The 18,920-nt window shown below is 61.0% G+C and carries 15 protein-coding genes; 7 read left to right on the forward strand and 8 right to left on the reverse strand.

Annotated elements, in window-relative coordinates:
• Window positions 1-6: 6 nt before the first annotated feature.
• The 7 genes from iolD to iolG form a co-directional block, all read right to left on the reverse strand.
• Window positions 7-1,839 carry a 3D-(3,5/4)-trihydroxycyclohexane-1,2-dione acylhydrolase (decyclizing) gene (gene iolD, locus ACQKKX_RS15400; RefSeq protein WP_427571786.1) on the reverse strand — a complete coding sequence of 611 codons (1,833 nt, stop codon included), beginning with the start codon at window positions 1,837-1,839 and terminating at the stop codon, window positions 7-9.
• Window positions 1,836-3,761, reverse strand: a complete 1,926-nt coding sequence (locus ACQKKX_RS15405) for a bifunctional 5-dehydro-2-deoxygluconokinase/5-dehydro-2-deoxyphosphogluconate aldolase (protein ID WP_427571788.1) — start codon at window positions 3,759-3,761, stop codon at window positions 1,836-1,838. The genes iolD and ACQKKX_RS15405 overlap by 4 nt, the downstream gene beginning before the upstream one ends.
• Window positions 3,758-4,891: a Gfo/Idh/MocA family protein gene (locus ACQKKX_RS15410; protein ID WP_427571790.1), complete on the reverse strand. Its 1,134-nt coding sequence runs from the start codon at window positions 4,889-4,891 to the stop codon at window positions 3,758-3,760. The genes ACQKKX_RS15405 and ACQKKX_RS15410 overlap by 4 nt, the downstream gene beginning before the upstream one ends.
• A 10-nt stretch (window positions 4,892-4,901) precedes the next feature.
• On the reverse strand, window positions 4,902-5,681 hold the full coding sequence (locus ACQKKX_RS15415) for an ATP-binding cassette domain-containing protein (protein ID WP_427571792.1): 780 nt from the start codon (window positions 5,679-5,681) through the stop codon (window positions 4,902-4,904).
• Window positions 5,682-5,683: 2 nt separating this feature from the next.
• Window positions 5,684-6,790, reverse strand: a complete 1,107-nt coding sequence (locus ACQKKX_RS15420) for an ABC transporter permease (RefSeq protein WP_427571794.1) — start codon at window positions 6,788-6,790, stop codon at window positions 5,684-5,686.
• Window positions 6,791-6,871: 81 nt separating this feature from the next.
• Window positions 6,872-7,795 (reverse strand): sugar ABC transporter substrate-binding protein, encoded by a 924-nt coding sequence (locus ACQKKX_RS15425; protein WP_427571796.1) that lies wholly within the window; start codon window positions 7,793-7,795, stop codon window positions 6,872-6,874.
• A gap of 146 nt (window positions 7,796-7,941) precedes the next feature.
• The gene (gene iolG, locus ACQKKX_RS15430) at window positions 7,942-8,931 is read right to left on the reverse strand and encodes an inositol 2-dehydrogenase (protein ID WP_427571799.1); all 990 of its coding nucleotides are present in this window, start codon (window positions 8,929-8,931) and stop codon (window positions 7,942-7,944) included.
• A 166-nt stretch (window positions 8,932-9,097) separates the two neighbouring features.
• On the opposite strand from iolG, the gene ACQKKX_RS15435 reads away from it, so the two are divergent.
• On the forward strand, window positions 9,098-10,120 hold the full coding sequence (locus ACQKKX_RS15435; protein ID WP_427571800.1) for a LacI family DNA-binding transcriptional regulator: 1,023 nt from the start codon (window positions 9,098-9,100) through the stop codon (window positions 10,118-10,120).
• Between the two features lie 18 nt (window positions 10,121-10,138).
• On the opposite strand, the gene ACQKKX_RS15440 is transcribed toward ACQKKX_RS15435, so the two are convergent.
• Window positions 10,139-11,143, reverse strand: coding sequence for a substrate-binding domain-containing protein (locus tag ACQKKX_RS15440; RefSeq protein WP_427571801.1), 1,005 nt, complete (start codon window positions 11,141-11,143; stop codon window positions 10,139-10,141).
• Between the two features lie 189 nt (window positions 11,144-11,332).
• Between ACQKKX_RS15440 and ACQKKX_RS15445 the strand changes: the two genes are divergently transcribed.
• From ACQKKX_RS15445 to ugpA, 6 genes are all read left to right on the forward strand, one after another.
• Window positions 11,333-12,358, forward strand: a complete 1,026-nt coding sequence (locus ACQKKX_RS15445; RefSeq protein ID WP_427571803.1) for an ABC transporter substrate-binding protein — start codon at window positions 11,333-11,335, stop codon at window positions 12,356-12,358.
• 79 nt (window positions 12,359-12,437) lie between these two features.
• Window positions 12,438-14,669: an ABC transporter permease gene (locus ACQKKX_RS15450; protein ID WP_427571804.1), complete on the forward strand. Its 2,232-nt coding sequence runs from the start codon at window positions 12,438-12,440 to the stop codon at window positions 14,667-14,669.
• Window positions 14,666-15,724, forward strand: coding sequence for an ABC transporter ATP-binding protein (locus tag ACQKKX_RS15455; protein WP_427571806.1), 1,059 nt, complete (start codon window positions 14,666-14,668; stop codon window positions 15,722-15,724). The genes ACQKKX_RS15450 and ACQKKX_RS15455 overlap by 4 nt, the downstream gene beginning before the upstream one ends.
• Before the next feature lie 32 nt (window positions 15,725-15,756).
• The gene (locus ACQKKX_RS15460; protein ID WP_427571808.1) at window positions 15,757-16,578 is read left to right on the forward strand and encodes an inositol monophosphatase family protein; all 822 of its coding nucleotides are present in this window, start codon (window positions 15,757-15,759) and stop codon (window positions 16,576-16,578) included.
• 89 nt (window positions 16,579-16,667) lie between these two features.
• Window positions 16,668-17,972 (forward strand): sn-glycerol-3-phosphate ABC transporter substrate-binding protein UgpB, encoded by a 1,305-nt coding sequence (gene ugpB, locus ACQKKX_RS15465; RefSeq protein ID WP_427571810.1) that lies wholly within the window; start codon window positions 16,668-16,670, stop codon window positions 17,970-17,972.
• 64 nt (window positions 17,973-18,036) lie between these two features.
• Window positions 18,037-18,918 carry a sn-glycerol-3-phosphate ABC transporter permease UgpA gene (gene ugpA, locus ACQKKX_RS15470; protein WP_427571812.1) on the forward strand — a complete coding sequence of 294 codons (882 nt, stop codon included), beginning with the start codon at window positions 18,037-18,039 and terminating at the stop codon, window positions 18,916-18,918.
• Window positions 18,919-18,920: the final 2 nt, after the last annotated feature.

An 18,920-nucleotide genomic window follows, 5' to 3' on the forward strand; every position in this document is an offset into this window, starting at 1 on the left:
CTGCCCTCAATTCACGGTGTTCTGCTTGGCGGCGCTTGCCAGATAGCTTGCGTAAGCCTGTTTCAGCTTGTCGGTGGAACCCACTGCGGGCACGGCGACATCCCACCAATGGCCGGCATCACCGAAACCCGGACCATCCGTCGGGTCGGTATCGATGACGATCACGGTCGGGATATCGCGGTTGCGGGCATTGGCAATCTGCGTTTCGAGATCGCCGATATCCTTTGCCTTCACGGCGAAAGCGCCCATCGACCCGGCATGAGCGACAAAATCGATCTCCGGCTGCTGTTCGACATTGCAGTCCTTGTAGAGATTGTTGAACGCCTCGCCGCCGGTGCCACGCTGCAGGCGGTTGATGCAGCCGTAACCACGGTTGTCGGTCAGCACGACGGTGAACGGCACCTTGCGCATGACGGCGGTTGCGAGTTCGGAATTGGCCATCATGTAGGAACCATCGCCGACGAAGCAGATCACCTCGCGCTCCGGCCGCGCCAGTTTCAGGCCCATGGCACCGGCGATTTCATAACCCATGCAGGAATAACCGTATTCCATGTGATAACCGCCCTGGCTCGGCCGCCAGAGAAGCTTTAACGCACCCGGCATCGTGCCGGCGGCGCACATGGCGATGGCATTCTCAGCCGTTGCCCGCTGCACTGCGCCGATCACCTGGGCATCGCTTGGCAGGCCATCTCCCGAAGGAGCCGCGCAATGCCGGTCCACCGCCGCAAGCCATTCACTGCGCAAGGTCGCATCGGGCTGGGACGCACGGTGATCGCCCAGTTTTTCGCCAAGCGCGGCGATGGCGACTTTGGCATCGGCCACGAGACCGATCGCACCATGCTTGTCGGCGTCATAAGCCTGCACATTGATTGAAACGAGTTTTCGCGCCTTGGCCTCGAACAGCGACCATGAGCCGGTGGTGAAATCCTGAAAGCGCGTGCCGATGCCGATCACCAGATCGGCCTTGCGGGCCAGCGCATTGGCCGCCGCCGAACCATCGACGCCGGCCGCGCCAAAATTCATCGGATGCTTCTGGGCCAGCGCCGACTTGCCGGCCTGCGTCTCGATCACCGGAATGGCATGGCGCGTGGCGAAATCGGCGAGATCCTGTTCGGCATCGCTGTAAATCACACCGCCACCGGCAACGATGACCGGATTTTTGGCCGTTCGGATCAACGCCACAACGTCATCGAGATCACGCGCGTCCGGCTCCGGTCGGCGGATGCGCCAGACTTTTGGCTCGAAAAACGCTTCCGGCCAGTCATAAGCCTCCGCCTGCACATCCTGGCAGAAGGAGAGCGTCACCGGCCCGCAACTGGCGGGGTCGGTCATCACGCGCAGTGCCCGCGGCAGGGCCGTCAGAAGCTGTTCAGGGCGGGTGATGCGATCGAAATAACGGCTGACCGGACGAAAGCAGTCATTGGCAGAGACCGTGCCATCATCAAAATCCTCCACCTGCTGCAGAACGGGATCGGGACGGCGATTGGCGAACACGTCACCGGGGATAAGCAAAACCGGAAGGCGATTGACATGCGCCAGCGCCGCCGCCGTCACCATGTTGGTGGCGCCCGGCCCGATCGACGAGGTGACCGCCTGCACGCGCCGGCGTTTTTTCGCCTTGGCATAGGCGATGGCGGCATGGGCCATGGTCTGTTCGTTCTGGCCGCGCCATGTCGGCAGGCTGTTGCCGGCCTTCTGCAGGGCCTCGCCAAGGCCCGCGACATTGCCATGGCCAAAGATCGCCCAGACGCCATCGACCAAACGCTCGCCGTCCTCGGTCATCTGCGCGGCCAGCCATTTCACCATGGCCTGCGCCGCCGTGAGTTTGATCGTGCTCATGCCGCCTGCTCCCCTGCTTTTTCACGTGCCGCGTCCCAGATGTGGCAGAGGCGCTGGTAACGCTTTGCCATCTCCTCGACCGCATCGGCATCCGTCATTTCGCCAGTGAACCAACGGCGCGCCGCATCCCCAAAAATCGTGCGACCGACCGCAAAACCCTTCACCAGATCGAATTGTGCGGCGACCTCGAAACTGGCGGAAAGCTCTGCTTCCGGCGCATCCAGGCCGAGCACGGCGATGCCGCGCGTAAACCGGTCATGTGCCTCGATGGCGGCAATCGCATTCCGCCAGCCGGCAGAGGTTTTCATCGGCTCCAGTTTCCACCAGTCGGGATAGATGCCGGCCGCATAAAACTGATGGATCAGCGTCGCGACCGTGTGGTCATCGGTGACGCCGACCTTAGACGGAATGATTTCCAGCAGGAATTCGAGGCGATTGCGCCGCGCCGCCTCGAACAGTCTTTTGACCGTCTGTTCCTGCGCGGCGCGCGTCGATGCGTCATCATCCGGGTGGCAGAAGCACAGAACCTTGACGACATCCTCACGCGCCCATTCGGACAGCGTGCCGCAATCCGTGCCCAGTTCCGGCTCCAGCATCAGCGGCCGCGATCCCGGCCATTCAGCGGGGCGGCCGATCCACAGGCCCGAACCGGAAGCGCGATGCAGCGCCGACCGGCCGATGCGATTGTCGCAGAGAATGCCGTAACCGGGTTTGCCAGCCTGAACCTGCAGCGCTGCCTTGAGGCACAGTTCCTTGAAAGCGGCGCCCTTCTGCAGCGTGTAGCCCGGCATCTGTTCCAGTTGCACACGATGATCGAAGGCAAACACCCGCATGGTGGACCAGTCACCATCCACCCGCCTTTGCCGCGTTGTCGACCAGTGCAGCTGTTCCAGTTCCGGGTCATTGCGCAAATCGGGGCGAACCACACCACGTTTCAGGAAAAACTGCAGTTCCTCGAAACTCGGATAGGCCGGCGTGCAACCATGGCGGCTGACGGCGAAGGCGCCGCAGGCATTGGCGAATTTCAGCGATGTCGGCCAATCCTCGCCGGTCATCCAGCCGCGCAGGAGGCCAGAGAAAAATCCGTCGCCGGCACCGAGAACATTAAAGACCTCGATTGGAAAGCCCTGCCCGCTCTGGCCATCATCGAGACTGCCGGGAATGTCGCCTTCGAAAGCCACAGCGCCGAGCGGGCCGCGTTTGCACACCAGCGTCGCATCACTCACCTTGCGCACGGCACTCAGAGCCTCCAGCGTATCCGTGGAGCCGCCGGCGATGTGAAACTCTTCCTCCGTGCCGACGATCAGGTCGAACAGATTGAGCGTCGTCTGCAGTTTGGCCGTCACCCTGGCGCTTTCGACAAACCTGCTTTCACCATCGCCATGGCCGGCCACGCCCCAGAGGTTCGGTCTGTAATCAATATCGAGCGCGGTGCGCAGGCCGTGTTTTCGCGCCAGCGTCAGCGCCTTGAGGACGGCGGCTTCCGTGCGCGTATTGCTGAGATGCGTGCCGGTGACGACGACGGCGCGCGCCGAGGCGATAAAGTCCTCGTCGATATCGTCTTCGCACAACGCCATGTCGGCGCAGTTTTCGCGGTAGAAAATCAGCGGGAACTGGCTGTCGTCGCGGATGCCGAGAATGACCAGCGCCGTCAGACGGTCCGCATCGGTTTTGACGCCTTCGGTCGAGACGCCCTCTCGCTTCAACTGCTCAAGGATGAAACGACCCATATGCTCGTTGCCGACGCGGCTGATCAGCGCCGTCTTCAACCCCAGCCGTGCGCTGCCGCAGGCAATGTTGGTGGGCGAACCGCCGATATATTTCTCGAACGAGCCCATGTCTTCCAGACGTCCGCCAACCTGCGCGCCATAAAGATCGACGCCGGCGCGGCCGATAGTGATGACATCGAGTTTTTTGGTCATGTCGTCTGCCTTTCGATGCGGATGCTGCGACCGTTGGAGGCGGCCATGGCGTGGATGATCTTTTCGATCTCCAGTCCATGGGCGAAATCCGGTCCCGCATTCGGCCCACCGGCGATCGCGGCCAAAAGATCTCGCGCCTCCACCACCTTCTGTTCGTTGAAACCAAAGTTGTGTCCGGGCGCCGGGCAGAAGGCCTCGAAATCCGGCTGGTCCGGCCCGGTCAGGTGGCGCGTGAAACCGGCCTCGCCGACGCGGTGCAACCAAAGCTCGTTCATGTTTTCCTGATCGAAAACGATCGTGCCTTCGCTGCCATGCACTTCCCATTGCAGCCGGCATTTGCGGCCACGCGCCACGCGCGACGTGGCAAACAAGCCTTGTGCACCGGAGGCGAAACGCAGCATGGCCAGAGCACTGTCTTCGTTTTCGACCGGTTTCGGGCCATCCGTCGAAGGCCGCGTGGGAATGGCGACCTGGGTCTGGGCGACGACATTCGTCACCGGTCCCATCAGCACCAGCATATGGCTGACGAGGTGGCAGCCGAGATCGCCAAGCGCGCCCAGCCCGCCACCTTCGTGAGTCATCCGCCACGACCACGGGAGGAGAGGATCGGCGGAATAATCCTCGTCATAAACCCCGCGGAAGGCGAGCGGCTTTCCGATCCCGCCATCGCGGATCAGGTTGCGCGCCGATTGGAAAGCCGGGCTTCGGAGATAATTGTAGCCCAGGATGGTCATTTGGCTCGGATGGGCGGCCGCGGTCGCTGCCATCGCCTCGGCATCGGCAAGCGTCAATGCCATCGGCTTCTCTAGCCAGACATGTTTTCCGGCTTTCAGTGCCGCCTCGGCCATCGGTCGGTGCATGCCGTTCGGCGCGGTGATCGAGACCACATCAACTTTCGGATCGTTGACAGCTTCCTCCCAATTCGCGGTGGCGCGGCCAAAACCAAACTGGTCGGCAAATTTTTGCGCGCTTTCCGGCATGGCATCGGAGAGGATTTCCAGCCGGTGATGCGCACCGCCGAACACGGCGCTAACATTGCGCCAGGCCATGGCGTGGCATTTGCCCATGAAGCCGGTGCCGATCAATGCGATGCCAAGCGGACGATCCGGCAGAGTTTTCGTCTGTACCATCAAAAATGCCTCAGATCGTTCCGCCGAGCGAACCTTCCAGCGCGGCCATTTCCTGCCCGCCTGCCATCATGTCTTGAAGCTGGGCGGCATTGATGTCCCCACGAGTCGCGGTACCGAGCGTCTGGCCGCGATTGAGCACGGTGAAACGATCGCCGACCGCCATCGCGTGACGGACATTGTGGGAAATGAACACGACGCCGATGCCCTGTTCTCGCACGCGGTTGATGGTGGAAAGAACGTTGGCGGTCTGGCGTACGCCGAGCGCAGAGGTCGGTTCGTCCAAAATCAGCACCTTGGCGCCGAAATAGACTGCTCTCGCAATTGCCACCGTCTGCCTTTCACCGCCCGAAAGCGTGCCGACCGCCTGATCTGGACCACGCAGGTTGATGCCCATCTTGCGCATCTCCGCCATGGTGATCTCGTTGGCGGTATCGAGATCGAAGCGCTTGAAGATGCCCCTGCCCTTGGTCGGCTCGCGCCCCATGAAGAAATTGCGCGTCACCGACATCAGCGGGATCATCGCCAGATCCTGAAACACGGTGGCGATACCCGCCTCCATCGCATCACGTGGACTGCCGAAGGAAAGGGGCTTGCCTTCGAAGGTGATGGAACCCTCGGTCGGCTTGTGCACGCCCGACATCGTCTTGATGAAGGTGGATTTGCCGGCGCCGTTATCGCCAAGCAGGCAATGGCATTCGCCGGCGCGAAGGTCGAAGGTCACGCCGTTGAGCGCAATGACATTACCATAATGCTTCTTGATGTTTTCCATATGGATGATCGGTGCGGTCATGTTCAGCGCTCCCCGGTCACACGTCGGCGGATGACGTTGTTGAAGATGACGGCAAGCAGAAGCATCGCGCCAAGGAAAACCTGGAACCAGTCCTGATCGAACTTGGTGTAGGTGAGGCCGATCGTGACCATGCCAAAGATTATGGCACCGAAGAAGGCACCGATCGCCGAGCCGTAACCGCCCGTCAGCAGGCATCCGCCGATGACGGCCGCGATGATCGCCTCGAATTCCTTCATGAAACCACGACGGGCATCGGTCGAACCAGCATCGATGACGGTAATGATGGCCACAAGGGCGGCGGCAATCGCCGTCAGCATGAACAGCGAGATCTTGACACGACGGACCGGCACGCCGGAATTTTTGGCGGCCAGCGCATCGCCACCGGTCGCAAAAATCCAGTTGCCGATGGGGGTGCGCAGCAGGATGTAGGTGGAGATCGCGGCAAAGGCGATGAACCAGAGGATCTCCACTGGAATGCCCGGCACTTTTGGCACGCCCGATTTGAAACTGTCGACGATGCCGGCTTCGGCCAGCCAGCGCATAACGAAGCCAAAAGCGTCGCCGGAAAAGATCGGTGCCAGGAAATCGCCTTCGATCGCTTCGCGAATACCGCGCAACTGGGTCGAGCCACCGGTGAAGAGTTTCAGGCCCACAAGGGCTGCGCCGCGCAGCACGAACAGGCCGGCCAGCGTGACGATGAAGGACGGCAGGCCGGTACGCAGCACGATCATGCCATTGGTGGCACCGAGCGCCGCGGCCAGCGCCAATGTCAGCGGAATGGCAATGACGAGCGGCATGCCGATATTGACGACAAGGACGCCGAACACCATGCCGGCAAAGGCGACCATGGAGCCGATCGACAGGTCGAACTCGCCGCCGATCATCAGCATGGCGGCGGCGATGCCGAGAATGCCGAGTTGGGCAGCCGGTGTCATGAAGTTCATCACGCCCGACAGCGTGAACATCGAGCTGTCGGCGGTGATCATGAAGAAGATCGTCACGAGGACCATTCCCCCGATTGCGCCGAGCTCCGGCCGCTTCATGAGTTTCGTCAAAAATGGCTCGGATTTGATGCGCTCGTCGCCACGCGCCAGCGTGTCTATCGACATGAATCTGTCTCCTGGGACCTGTCTCCTGAAGGCGATGACCGGGCCGCGGCTAAGCTTGCGGCGACCCGGACGAGGATGTGCTTAGCGGATGCCCTTGGAGGACAGGTCGATGACCTGCGCTGCGGTTTCCTTGGTCACGAGGTTTGGACCGGAAGCGACATCACCGCCGGGCATCAGACCGTATTGCGCGTGGAGTGCCAGGAAGGAGACCGGCAGATAACCCTGCAGATACTGCTGCTGATCGATCGAAAACGCAGCCTTGCCGTCGGCGATATATTTCAGGAAACCGGCGGACATGTCGAAAGTGGAGATCAGGACGTCATCGCGGCCGAGTGCCTGTGCCGCCTTGACAGCCGGTTCGCCCACCAGAGAGGCGTTGAGCGACAGGAGGACATTGACGTCCTTGTCGGATTCCAGCGCCGCGCGCACCTTGGATTCAACCTCGGTCGGATCATTGCTGGTCGGCAGAACCTTTACGTCCTTGCCGAAACCTTCGGTGAAACCGGCGCAACGCTGGTCGAGCGACACGTTGCCGACTTCCTGGTTGACGCAGATGGCTTTCTTGCCGCCCATTTCCGCAAGCTTTGCACCGGCAACCTTGCCGGCATCGAACTCCGACTGGCCGACATGCAGTTTGGCGCCGAGCTTGTGGGCGACATCCGAGCCGGAATTCATCGAGATGACCGGAATGCCGGCATCGACGGCGCGTTTGATGGCCGGGCCGAGCGCATCACCATCCGGGATCGAGACCACGAGACCATCCGGGTCCTGATTGACGGCGGCGTCGATCAACTGACCCATGGCCACCATGTCAAAGGTTTCCGGCGAGCGGAACTCGACATTGACGCCGGTATCCTTCGCGGCCTTTTCGGCACCGTTCTTGACCACCGACCAGAACGGGTCGTTGGCCTGACCATGTGCGACGACGACGATATTGGTGGCGAGCACCGGGGTGGCGGCGGCAACGAGCGCGATTGTTGCTGCGGCTGCAAGCAATTTCTTCATGACTTCCTCCCAGTTGAATACCGGAACGCCACTCCCAGGCGCCCCGTCGTCCGGTCAGGCGGGACCGGCACCGAAAGTCTGCGGCACACTCCCCTGCTCCGCAGCAATCTCATGCGGCGCCGACATTCGCCGGCGCCTTTGACCGATCAGGTCAGCGCAACCGGCTGGCCGGACTTCACCGATGCGGTCGCGGCTTCAGCCAGCGCCAGTGCCGCAACGCCATCCTTGAGCGTGACCGGAATGGCGGCGCCATCGAGAATGGCGGCGACAAATGCATCCCATTCAGCCGCATAGGCGCGCATGTAGCGCTCGAGGAAAAAGAATTCCGGCTTGGCGCTGGTGACCCCCTGTTTGGTTGCCTTCGAGACCGTGTTCTGCAGCACGTTCCCGGCAGACAAAAGCCCTTCGGAGCCAAGGATCTCAACCCGCTGGTCATAACCATACACGGCACGACGGCTGTTCTTGATCACGGCGATTCGGCCATCGGCATAGGTCAGTGTCACGACGGCGGTATCGACATCGCCGGCCTTGCCAATCTCGGGATCGACGATCGAGGTGCCGCTCGCATGCACCATTTCCGGCACATCACCCATCAGAAAATTCGCCATGTCGAAATCATGGATCATCATGTCGCGGAACAGGCCGCCCGACACTTTGACATAGGAAACCGGCGGCGGCGCCGGATCGAATGAAGTGATCGACAACAATTCCGGCTTGCCGATCTCGCCGGCAGCGATTGATGCCTTGATCGCAAAAAAATTCGGGTCGAAACGGCGGTTGAAGCCGATCATCACAGGCACGCCGGTCTTGCTCACCGCATCGAGGCAAGCCTGCGCCCGCGCGAGCGAAAGATCGACCGGCTTTTCGCAAAGGATGGCCTTGCCGGCGGCAGCAGCCTTTTCCATCAGGTCCGAATGGGTATCGGTCGAGGTCGCGATCAGCACCGCGTCGACCGAGGCATCCGCAAGGATCGCGTCCGAACTGGCAGCCTTTGCGCCATAAGCTTCGGCCAGCGAACGCGCCGCGTCCTCGTCCACATCCGACACGGCAACCAGCTGGCTGCGGCCGTGACCGGCAATATTGATGGCATGCACGCGACCGATACGGCCCGCGCCGAGCAATCCGATTTTCAGCACTCTTATCCTCCCAAAGGCAGCTCCCGACCGCTTTGGATTTGAACATTGCAAGTTTTGCTCCCGCGAGCAAGAGCATTTTGCACGCGGGAGCAATATTAGTTTCAGGGGGTCGAAAAAACCGTTATGTATGAGGCAGACCGATCCACGGCGGATTCGGGAGAGTGCGATGCCTGACGAAAAAAAGCCCGCCTTTGCGGCGAACATCACCGCCGACGACGTGGCAGCCGAGGCAGGGGTCTCACGCTGGACGGTGAATCGCGCCTTTCGCAAGGACGCGTCGATCTCCCCGAAAAGCTTGGAAAAGGTGCGCAACGCGGCCGAGCGGCTGGGTTATGTGCCGGACCTTCGCGCCGCAAGCCTGGCCTCGGATCGATCCAATCTCGTGGCGCTGCTGATCGATGATTTTGCCAATCCCCACAAGCTGGTGATGATGGAGCGGCTGACGCGCATCCTGCGCCGCGAAGGCTGGGATATTCTTCTCGTCAACACGCTGGACCGGGCCGATGCCGGCCACGCACTGATGAACGCCAGCCAGCGCCGGGTCGATGCGGTCATCCTGATCGGCATCCAGTTCGACGACGAGGTGCTGGATACGGCGCTGCATGCCCGCCGTTTTCGCAAGCTGATTATCTTTGCCCGGACATCGAAAAATCCGAACACGATCTCGATTGCGGTCGACGATGTTCACGCAATGAAGGAAATTGCCAATTACGTGCATGAGCGCGGTTACCGCCGCCCGATGTTTCTAGCCGGCCCGCGAACCTCATCGGCACACCTGCTGCGCAAGGAAACCTTTGTCGATTACTGGCGCCAGCATTTTGGCAGCGAGCCGGAAACGGTTTCGGTCGCGGCTTACGATCCGGGGCTGGCGGCAGGCATCGTTGAGGATGCGCTGGCGGCAAGGACCAAGGCGACATTGCCGGATATTCTCGTCTGCGAAAACGATGCGCTGGCGATCGGTGCCACCGACGTGATCCGCCACAAGCTCGGACTGCGCATTCCGCAGGACATCGCCATTACCGGCTTCGACGACGTGCCGCAGGCAGAAGGCGCCAATTATCGCCTCACCACCTACCGTCAGCCGCTGACGGACATGGCGGAATACCTCGTCAAGGTTCTCGGCAACGAGGAAGATCGTGATTTCGATCGGCTGTTTGCGGGAAAACTGATGGTGCGCGATAGCGCCTGACCGCGATGATGCCGGCGTTCAGGCGCCCAAGACGGACCTGCGCCAGACGAGCTCCGCCGTCAGCCGTGAACGCAGGCCGTTGGCGGCCGCCATCGGCTGGGTGAGCCACGATACAGCCTCTTCCGCAATCCTGTCCACCGGCTGCGCAAACGTCGTGATCTCATACGACGCCCAGGAGGATTGCTCGATATCGTCGAAGCCGATGACACAGAGATCAGCGGGGACATCCAGCTTGAACTGATGCCGCGCCGTATCCAACACACCGCAGGCGAGAAGATCGTTGGCGCAAAAGATCGCATCCGGCCGCGTCTCCCGCGTCAGCAGCCGCTGCGCCAGCGTGACGCCGCTCTGGTAACGGGTCGGCCCGAACCGCTCGACAACCACCTCCATGCCGAATTCACGGGCGGCGGCGCAAAACCCCTCCTCACGCGCCATCAGGCTAGGGGTTCCCACATCGGAATTGGCAAAGGCAAGGTTGCGACAGCCGGCACGATGGAAGGCGATGAAGGCCCGCCTCGCCGCCTCATGGTCATGCAGGTTGATCATCAGCGCGCCATCACGCTCCTCATCGCGATTGATGAGAACGAGGCGTTGACCGCTTTTCACGCACAGGTCCGTGATCGATTTATCCGGCATGCCGGACAGGACGATGGACGCATCGGCACGATAGCTGATCGCGAGCCTCAAGGCATCGTCGACGCTTTTGTCGGAGCGATCGGTATTGATCAGCATCGCGATCTTCAAAACGCTTTGTAGTTGCCTGGAAATTGCGCGGATGAGGCTTGCCCTATAGGGCGTGTCCATCTCGGAGACGATCAGGCAGACGAGGCCGCTTTCATTGCGCATCAGGCCGCGGGCAAGATGGTTGACATGGTAGCCGAGCGCCTCTGCCGCCTCGATCACGCGACGACGGGTCTCTTCGGAAACGCTTGCGCCGGGCGTGAACGTGCGCGACACAGCCGACCGTGAGACGCCGGCACGATCCGCGACATCCTTAGCGCTGACGAATACCTTCTCAGTCACGGACGGCCTCCCAATGCTTAACTGCCTCTTTTTGCAAGCGAGTGCAACAAGCGTATGACAAGCGTCGCGCGGCTTCTGCGGTTTCGCACGCGTTCTAATGTTGACAAGCTACATAGACGCGTGAAACCATTGCACTCGCTTGCAAGAGCGGAATGATGTGGAGGCGTCATTCAAATCTGGGAGGATATCATGCGTCTTGCTTTGATGGCGTCGGCAGCCTTTGCCGGCCTGATGATGAATGCATCGGCGGCAAATGCCGCCGAAGATCTCAACCTCATCTGCTCTGCGGATGTGGTGATCTGCGAAATGATGCAGCAGATGTTCGAAAAAGACACGGGCATCAAGGTCAACATGGTGCGCCTGTCCTCGGGCGAGACCTATGCCAAGATTCGCGCCGAAGCCCGCAATCCGAAAACCGACATCTGGTGGGCAGGCACCGGCGATCCCCATCTACAGGCCGCATCCGAAGGCCTGACGCAGGAATACAAGTCGCCGCATCTCGATGAATTGCAGGACTGGGCGAAAAAGCAGGCTGAAAGCTCTGGTTACAAGACCGTCGGCGTTTATGCCGGTGCGCTCGGCTGGGGTTACAACACCGATCTTTTCAAAACGAAGAACTACAAGGAACCCAAATGCTGGGCCGACCTGCTGGACCCGGCCTTGAAGGGCGAGATCCAGATGGCCAACCCGAATTCGTCCGGTACGGCCTACACGGCGCTGGCTTCGCTGGTGCAGATCATGGGCGAGGACAATGCGTTCGATTACCTGAAACAGCTCAATGCCAATGTCTCGCAATATACAAAGTCCGGCTCGGCGCCGGTGAAGGCGGCGGCACGTGGCGAAACGGGCCTCGGCATTGTCTTCATGCATGATGCCGTCGCCCAGACCGTCGAAGGTTTCCCGGTCAGGTCGATCGCGCCTTGCGAAGGCACCGGTTACGAGATTGGCTCCATGTCGATCATCAAGGGCGCCCGCAATCTGGACAGCGCCAAGAAATGGTACGACTGGGCGCTGACGGCAGAAGTGCAGTCGCACATGAAGGAGGCAAAGTCCTTCCAGTTGCCGTCGAATAGACAAGCGGAAGTCCCCAAGGAGTCGCCGCGCTTCGAAGACATCAAGCTGATCGACTACGACTTCAAGACCTATGGCGACCCGACCGAGCGAAAGAAACTGCTCGAACGCTGGGACAAGGAAATCGGTGCCAACGCCAACTGATCCCATCCGTCTCTGCCGCGCTTCGGCTCATCCGGGCGCGGCATGATCGACTTGTCATGTGGTGAGGTCGCATCGAACCATGAACAATCGCAATCGCAGACTGGATATCGTGCTCACCCTCGGCTTCGCCGCCATGGCGCTGTTGCCGTGGTATCGCATCGAGCAGGGTTTTTATGCTTTTGGCTGGCTTGGTGTCCTTCCCGGCGAGCCGTCTGTCGCGCCGGGTATCCTGCAGATCCTTCTGCATGGTCGCGTATGGCTGATTGCAGTGCTGGCAGCCTATGGGCTTGCCGTCGCCGCCCGCTTCACAGCCGATCCGATGTTGCGCGGAAAGCTGTTGGGTCTGGCCGGCGGTTTCGGCGTGCTTTTCCTTGCCTTTCAGGGGCTGGCGATCGGCGTGACCGGCTTTACCTGGACGATCAGTGAAGCGATATTCGGCCAGCTTGCGGACGGGCAGCCGCCACTGGGTGCCGGTGCCGTTCTGTCTGCCATCTGCTTCGTGCTGATCTTTGCCTTCGGCCTTGCCGAACGCGGCGTCATGCGCGGCGATGCGTTTGTGGTCGCCACCATTTCCATGCTGATCTTCCTCGTGGCGGTCTTCGTATTTTATCCGATCGGCTCCATGTTCATCGGCGCCTTCCAGGATTTCGACGGCTCGGCGAATTTTGACGGTTTTACCCGCAACATAGCCGACAGCTCGATCTGGAGCCTCGATTGCGTTATCGGCGGGGCGCGCTGCGGTGTCGCGTGGCGCACGCTCTTTCTCGCAACCATGACGGCGGCGGGCTCGACCGCGCTTGGCCTTGCCTTTGCGCTGGTCGCCACCCGCACCCGGTTTCCGTTCAAGAAGGGCCTGCGGCTTCTCACCATCCTGCCGATTATCACGCCGCCTTTCGTCATCGGCCTTGCACTGACGCTTCTTTTTGGCCGTGCCGGCATTGTCACTCACGGCCTGTCTACCACATTCGGCATCGAACCGAGCCGCTGGCTTTACGGCCTTACCGGCATCTGGATCGCGCAGGTCCTGTCGTTCACGCCGATTTCCTTTCTCGTGCTGATCGGCGTTGTCGAAGGGGTCAGCCCATCGATGGAGGAAGCTTCGCAGACCCTGCGTGCCGATCGCTGGCGCACGTTCTGGCGCGTCTCGCTGCCGCTGATGAAACCCGGTCTCGCCAACGCCTTTTTGATCGGCTTCATCGAAAGCATGGCGGATTTCGGCAATCCGCTCGTACTCGGCGGGTCACATGGCGTGCTGTCGACGGAAATCTTCTTCGCCGTCGTCGGCTCGCAGAACGATCCCACCCGCGCCGCCGTCCTTGCCATGATCCTGCTGGCGTTTACCCTGTCCGCCTTCCTTGCCCAACGCATCTGGCTGTCGGGCAAAAACTTCGCCACCGTGACCGGCAAGGGAGACAGCGGCGCCCATATCGCCCTGCCCCGGCCGCTGTCGATCGGCGCGCACGCCGTTGTCATTCCGTGGATGATTTTTACCCTCGTCGTCTACGGCATGATCCTGTTCGGCGGCTTCGTCAAAACCTGGGGCCTCGACAACAGCCTGACGCTTGCGCATTACGCCAAGGCGTTTTCCATCACCTTCCGCGATGGTTCGCTGGTCTGGACCGGCGTCGCCTGGAACTCGTTCTGGACGACGATGGAGATCGCGCTGATCGCCGCACCGCTGACGGCGGCCGTGGGACTTGCCACGGCTTACGTCATCGTAAGGCAAAAATTCGCCGGGCGCGAATTGTTCGAATTCGCACTGATGATGAGTTTCGCCATTCCCGGTACGGTCATCGGCATCAGCTACATCATGGCTTTCAACCTACCGCCGCTGGAAATGACGGGCACGGCGCTGATCCTGGTCGCCTGTTTCGTATTCCGCAATATGCCGGTTGGCGTGCGCGGGGGCATCGCGGCGATGAGCCAGCTCGACAAGAGCCTCGACGAAGCCTCGATGACATTGCGGGCGACCACGTTTCGCACTGCCCGCAAGGTGATCCTGCCCTTGCTGCGACCGGCGATCACCGCCGCTCTCGTTTATTCGTTTGTGCGCGCGATCACCTCGATCAGCGCCGTCGTGTTCCTCGTCAGCGCCCAGTATAACATGGCGACATCCTACATCGTCGGGCTGGTCGAGAACGGCGAATATGGCGTGGCCATCGCTTATTCCTCGATGCTGATCGTGGTGATGATCACCGTCATCACCGGTTTCCAGCTGTTGGTCGGCGAACGGCGATTGCGGCGCGAAAACCGTGTCGCAGGCCTCAACCAGCCGACACTTCCCATCATCTCCAAGGAGCAAACCGCATGACCAGAAATGCCGGCTCGGTCACGTTCCAGAATGTCCGCAAGTCCTTCGGCTCGTTTACCGCCATCCATGATCTGTCGCTGACGGTCGAGCCCGGCACGCTGGTCACCCTGCTCGGTCCTTCCGGCTGCGGCAAGACGACCACCTTGCGCATGCTGGCCGGGCTGGAACACCCGACCTCGGGCCGCATCCTGATCGGCGGCAAGGATGTCACCATGTTGCCGGCCAATGAGCGCGACGTGTCCATGGTGTTTCAGTCCTACGCGCTGTTTCCGCATATGAACTCGCTCGACAACGTCGCCTATGGACTGGAATCCTCCGGCCTGCAGAAAAAGGAAGCCCGCCAGAAGGCAGAACACGGGCTGGAACTCGTCGGCCTTACCGGTATGGGCGGGCGGCTTCCGGCGGAACTCTCCGGCGGCCAGCAGCAGCGCGTGGCCGTGGCCCGCGCACTGGTTCTGGAGCCGCAGGTGCTGCTGCTCGACGAACCGCTTTCCAATCTTGATGCTCGTCTTCGCCGGCGGGTACGCACCGAAATCCGCGAGCTTCAGCAACGACTGCAATTCACCGCCGTTTACGTTACCCACGATCAGGACGAAGCACTGGCGGTTTCCGACCAGATCATCGTCATGAAGGATGGCGAGATTGCTCAGCAGGGTTCGCCGCGCGAACTCTACGAGGCACCCGCCTCTCCCTTCATCGCCGATTTCATCGGGGAGGCCAATGTCGTGCCCTGCGAGATCATCAATGTAAGCGGCAACGAAGCGACGATCAGCATTGAGGGGCTGCAGCATGTCGTGCCGGCGCGCGGTGCGATGCCCGGCAGAAGCCAGCTGGCCGTCCGCCCCAGCGCCATCACGCTGGAACCGGCAGAGACGGCTGCCTTTCCCGGCCGGATCAGCCATGCTGCCTATCTCGGCGATCATATCGAATACGAGGCAGAAACGAGCGGCGGGACCCTGTTCATCGTGGACCCGTCGGTCGACCGACCGCTTGCCCCCGGAACCAATGTCGCAATCGGCTTCAAAAACCGCGGCATTGCCATCATCGCGCAGTGACGCTGTCCACCGAGATCAAAGGATCATGGCCCATGACGACAGAAAACCAGGAGATCATGGCACGCTGGAGGCTGGCGGAGCGGATCGCCATCGAAGCCGGCAAGCTGGCGCTCGGATATTATAATCGTCGCGAGACGCTGGTGATCGAAAGCAAAAGCGACCCCCAGGATGTCGTGTCGATTGCCGACCGCGAAGTCGAGGAGCTGATCCGCAGCCGCACCGGCGAGGCGTTTGGTGCGGACGGTTTTCTCGGCGAGGAATACGGCATGACCGCCGGCAATAGCGGTTACACATGGGTGGTCGATCCGATCGATGGCACCAGTCCCTTCGTGCATGGCATGCCGAACTGGTGTGTCTCGATCGCCGTTCTTTACAAGGGCGAGCCGGTGGTCGGCGTCATCCATGTCCCCTGCCATGACGAGCTTTATTCGGGCGCGCTCGGCCACGGCGCGAGCCTGAACGGCAAACCTCTAGAACTGGGTACGGAAAAGACCATACGGAACGCGGTGACCGGCATCGGCGCCAACCATCATGTAACGCCGCAATCGGTCGGAACGATCGTCGAGGATCTACTGGCCAGCGGCGGCAATTTCGTGCGGCTCGGTTCCGGCGCGCTGATGTTGGCCTATGTTGCAGCGGGCCGTCTCGTTGGGTATTTCGAGCCCTACATGCACGCCTGGGATTGCCTTGGAGGGTATTGCCTCGTGCGCGAAGCGGGCGGCTGGTTTTTGCCCTTTCCCAGCGAAGGAGACCGGCTGACCAAGGGAGCACCGGTTCTGGCAGCCGGCCCCGGTGCAATTGCAGATCTGCAGCGTATCGCCGGCATCGACAAGGAAGGTGTCGCGGCCGCGTGACGACAGACAGTGACGGGACCGAGGAGGGTCCCGAAACGATACCGCCGGATCGGCGGCAGGCTTGTTCATAGAAAGGGAGGAAATCGACCATGAAGACCGTTCTGACATCAGTTCTTTCAACCGCAGCCTCGCTGCTGATGGCATCCAGTGCGCTTGCCGCCACGGAAATATCGTGGTGGCACGCCATGACCGGCGCCAATAACGAGGTCGTCGACAATCTTGCCAAGGAGTTCAACGAAAGCCAGGCGGACTACAAGGTCGTGCCGGTCTTCAAGGGCACCTATCCGGAAACGCTGAATGCCGGCATCGCCGCATTCCGCGCCAAGCAGCCACCGGCCATCATGCAGGTGTTCGATGCCGGCAGCGGCGTGATGATGGGCGCTCAGGGCGCCATCGTTCCGGTAGCCGACGTTCTCGAAAAGGGCGGTTTCAAGTTCGACAAGGCGCAATACCTGCCCGGCATCGTCGCCTATTATTCCAAGCCCGACGGCACGATGCTGTCCTTCCCCTACAACTCGTCCTCGCCCATTCTCTATTACAACAAGGATGTTTTCGAGAAGGCTGGGCTGAACGCCGATACGCCACCGAAAACATGGGGCGAAGTTTTCGAGGCGGCTAAGAAGATCAAATCCAGCGGTGCCGCCAATTGCGGTTTTACCTCGACATGGCTGACCTGGATCCAGACCGAAAACTTTGCCGCCTGGAACAACTTTTCGTATGGCAGCAATGAAAACGGCCTCGGCGGCACCGACGTGAAGCTGGCGTTCAATGCCGAGCCGTTCGTCAATCATTTCCAGGCAATCGCCGATCTCGCCAAGGATGGCACTTTCCGTTACGGCGGGCGCACCTCTGAAGCCAAGCAGCTGTTCACGTCAGGCGAATGCGGCATCCTGACGGAATCGTCTGGCGGTCTTGGTGACATCATCAAGTCCGGCATGAAATACGGTATCGGCCAGCTTCCTTATGTCGAGGGCGAAGGTCGACCCCAGAACACCATCCCGGGCGGCGCCAGCCTCTGGGTGTTCGCCGGCAAAAGCGACGCGGAATATAAGGGGGTCGCCACATTCTTCAACTTCCTGTCGCAGACAAAGATCCAGGCCCGCCTGCATCAGGTTTCCGGCTACATGCCGGTGACGATGGAAGCCTATGAGGAGACCAAGAAGTCCGGCTTCTACGACAAGAATCCGGGCCGCGAGACGCCGCTTCTGCAGATGATGGGCAAGCCGCCGACCGAAAACTCCAAGGGCGTTCGTCTCGTCAACCTGCCGCAGGTGCGCGACATCATGAACGAGGAATTCGAGTCCATGCTGGCCGGCAAGCAGGACGCCAAGGCGGCGCTCGACAAGGCTGTCGAGCGTGGCAACGCGGCAATCCAGCAGGCAATCGGCAAGTAACCACCCGCGCCGTCCGCATGGGCAACCGTGCGGGCGGCCATCTCCGAGATCGAGGAGCCTGCCCGTGCAAAGCACCGTCTTTCCGAACAAGATCCTTCCCTATTTTCTGGTCGCGCCGCAGATCGTGCTGACCGTCGTGTTCTTTTTCTGGCCGGCCAGCCAGGCGCTCTACCAGTCGGCCATGCGGGAAGATCCGTTCGGGCTGCAGAGCGCCTTTGTCGGCTTTGCCAACTTTTCTGCGATACTGTCGGACGCCAACTATCTGCATGCGCTGCGTGTCACCGTCGTTTTCAGCGTGGCGACCGCCCTACTTTCCATGGGTATCGCCCTGCTTCTGGCGACGGCCGCCGATCTGGTCGTACGAGGCAAGGGCTTTTACCGCACGATGATGATCATCCCCTATGCCGTAGCACCCGCCGTGGCCGGCATGTTGTGGTTGTTCATGTTCAACCCGGCCATGGGCACGTTCGCCTATATTCTGCGCCGCAACGGCATCGCCTGGGATCCGCTCCTGAACGGCGATCAGGCGATGGCGCTGGTGGTGGTGGCCGCCGCATGGAAACAGATCAGCTACAATTTTCTGTTCTTCGTCGCCGGACTGCAAGCGATCCCGAAATCGCTGCTGGAGGCGGCCTCCATCGATGGCGCGCGCGGGTCTCGCCGGTTCTGGACGATCGTCTTCCCGCTTCTGGCGCCCACCACCTTTTTCCTGCTGGTGGTCAACACTGTCTACGCCTTTTTCGACACGTTCGGCATCATCCACTCCGTCACCGGCGGCGGGCCTGCCAAGGCCACCGAAACGCTGGTCTACAAGGTCTATAACGATGGTTTCGTGAACCTCAATCTCGGCTCGTCGGCCGCCCAGTCGGTCATTCTCATGGTCATCGTCATAGCGTTGACCGCCTTCCAGTTCCGCTTCGTCGAGCGGCGCGTGCATTATGGGTGAGG

The sequence above is a fragment of the Neorhizobium sp. NPDC001467 genome (assembly GCF_050275975.1).
Taxonomy (GTDB): domain Bacteria; phylum Pseudomonadota; class Alphaproteobacteria; order Rhizobiales; family Rhizobiaceae; genus Neorhizobium.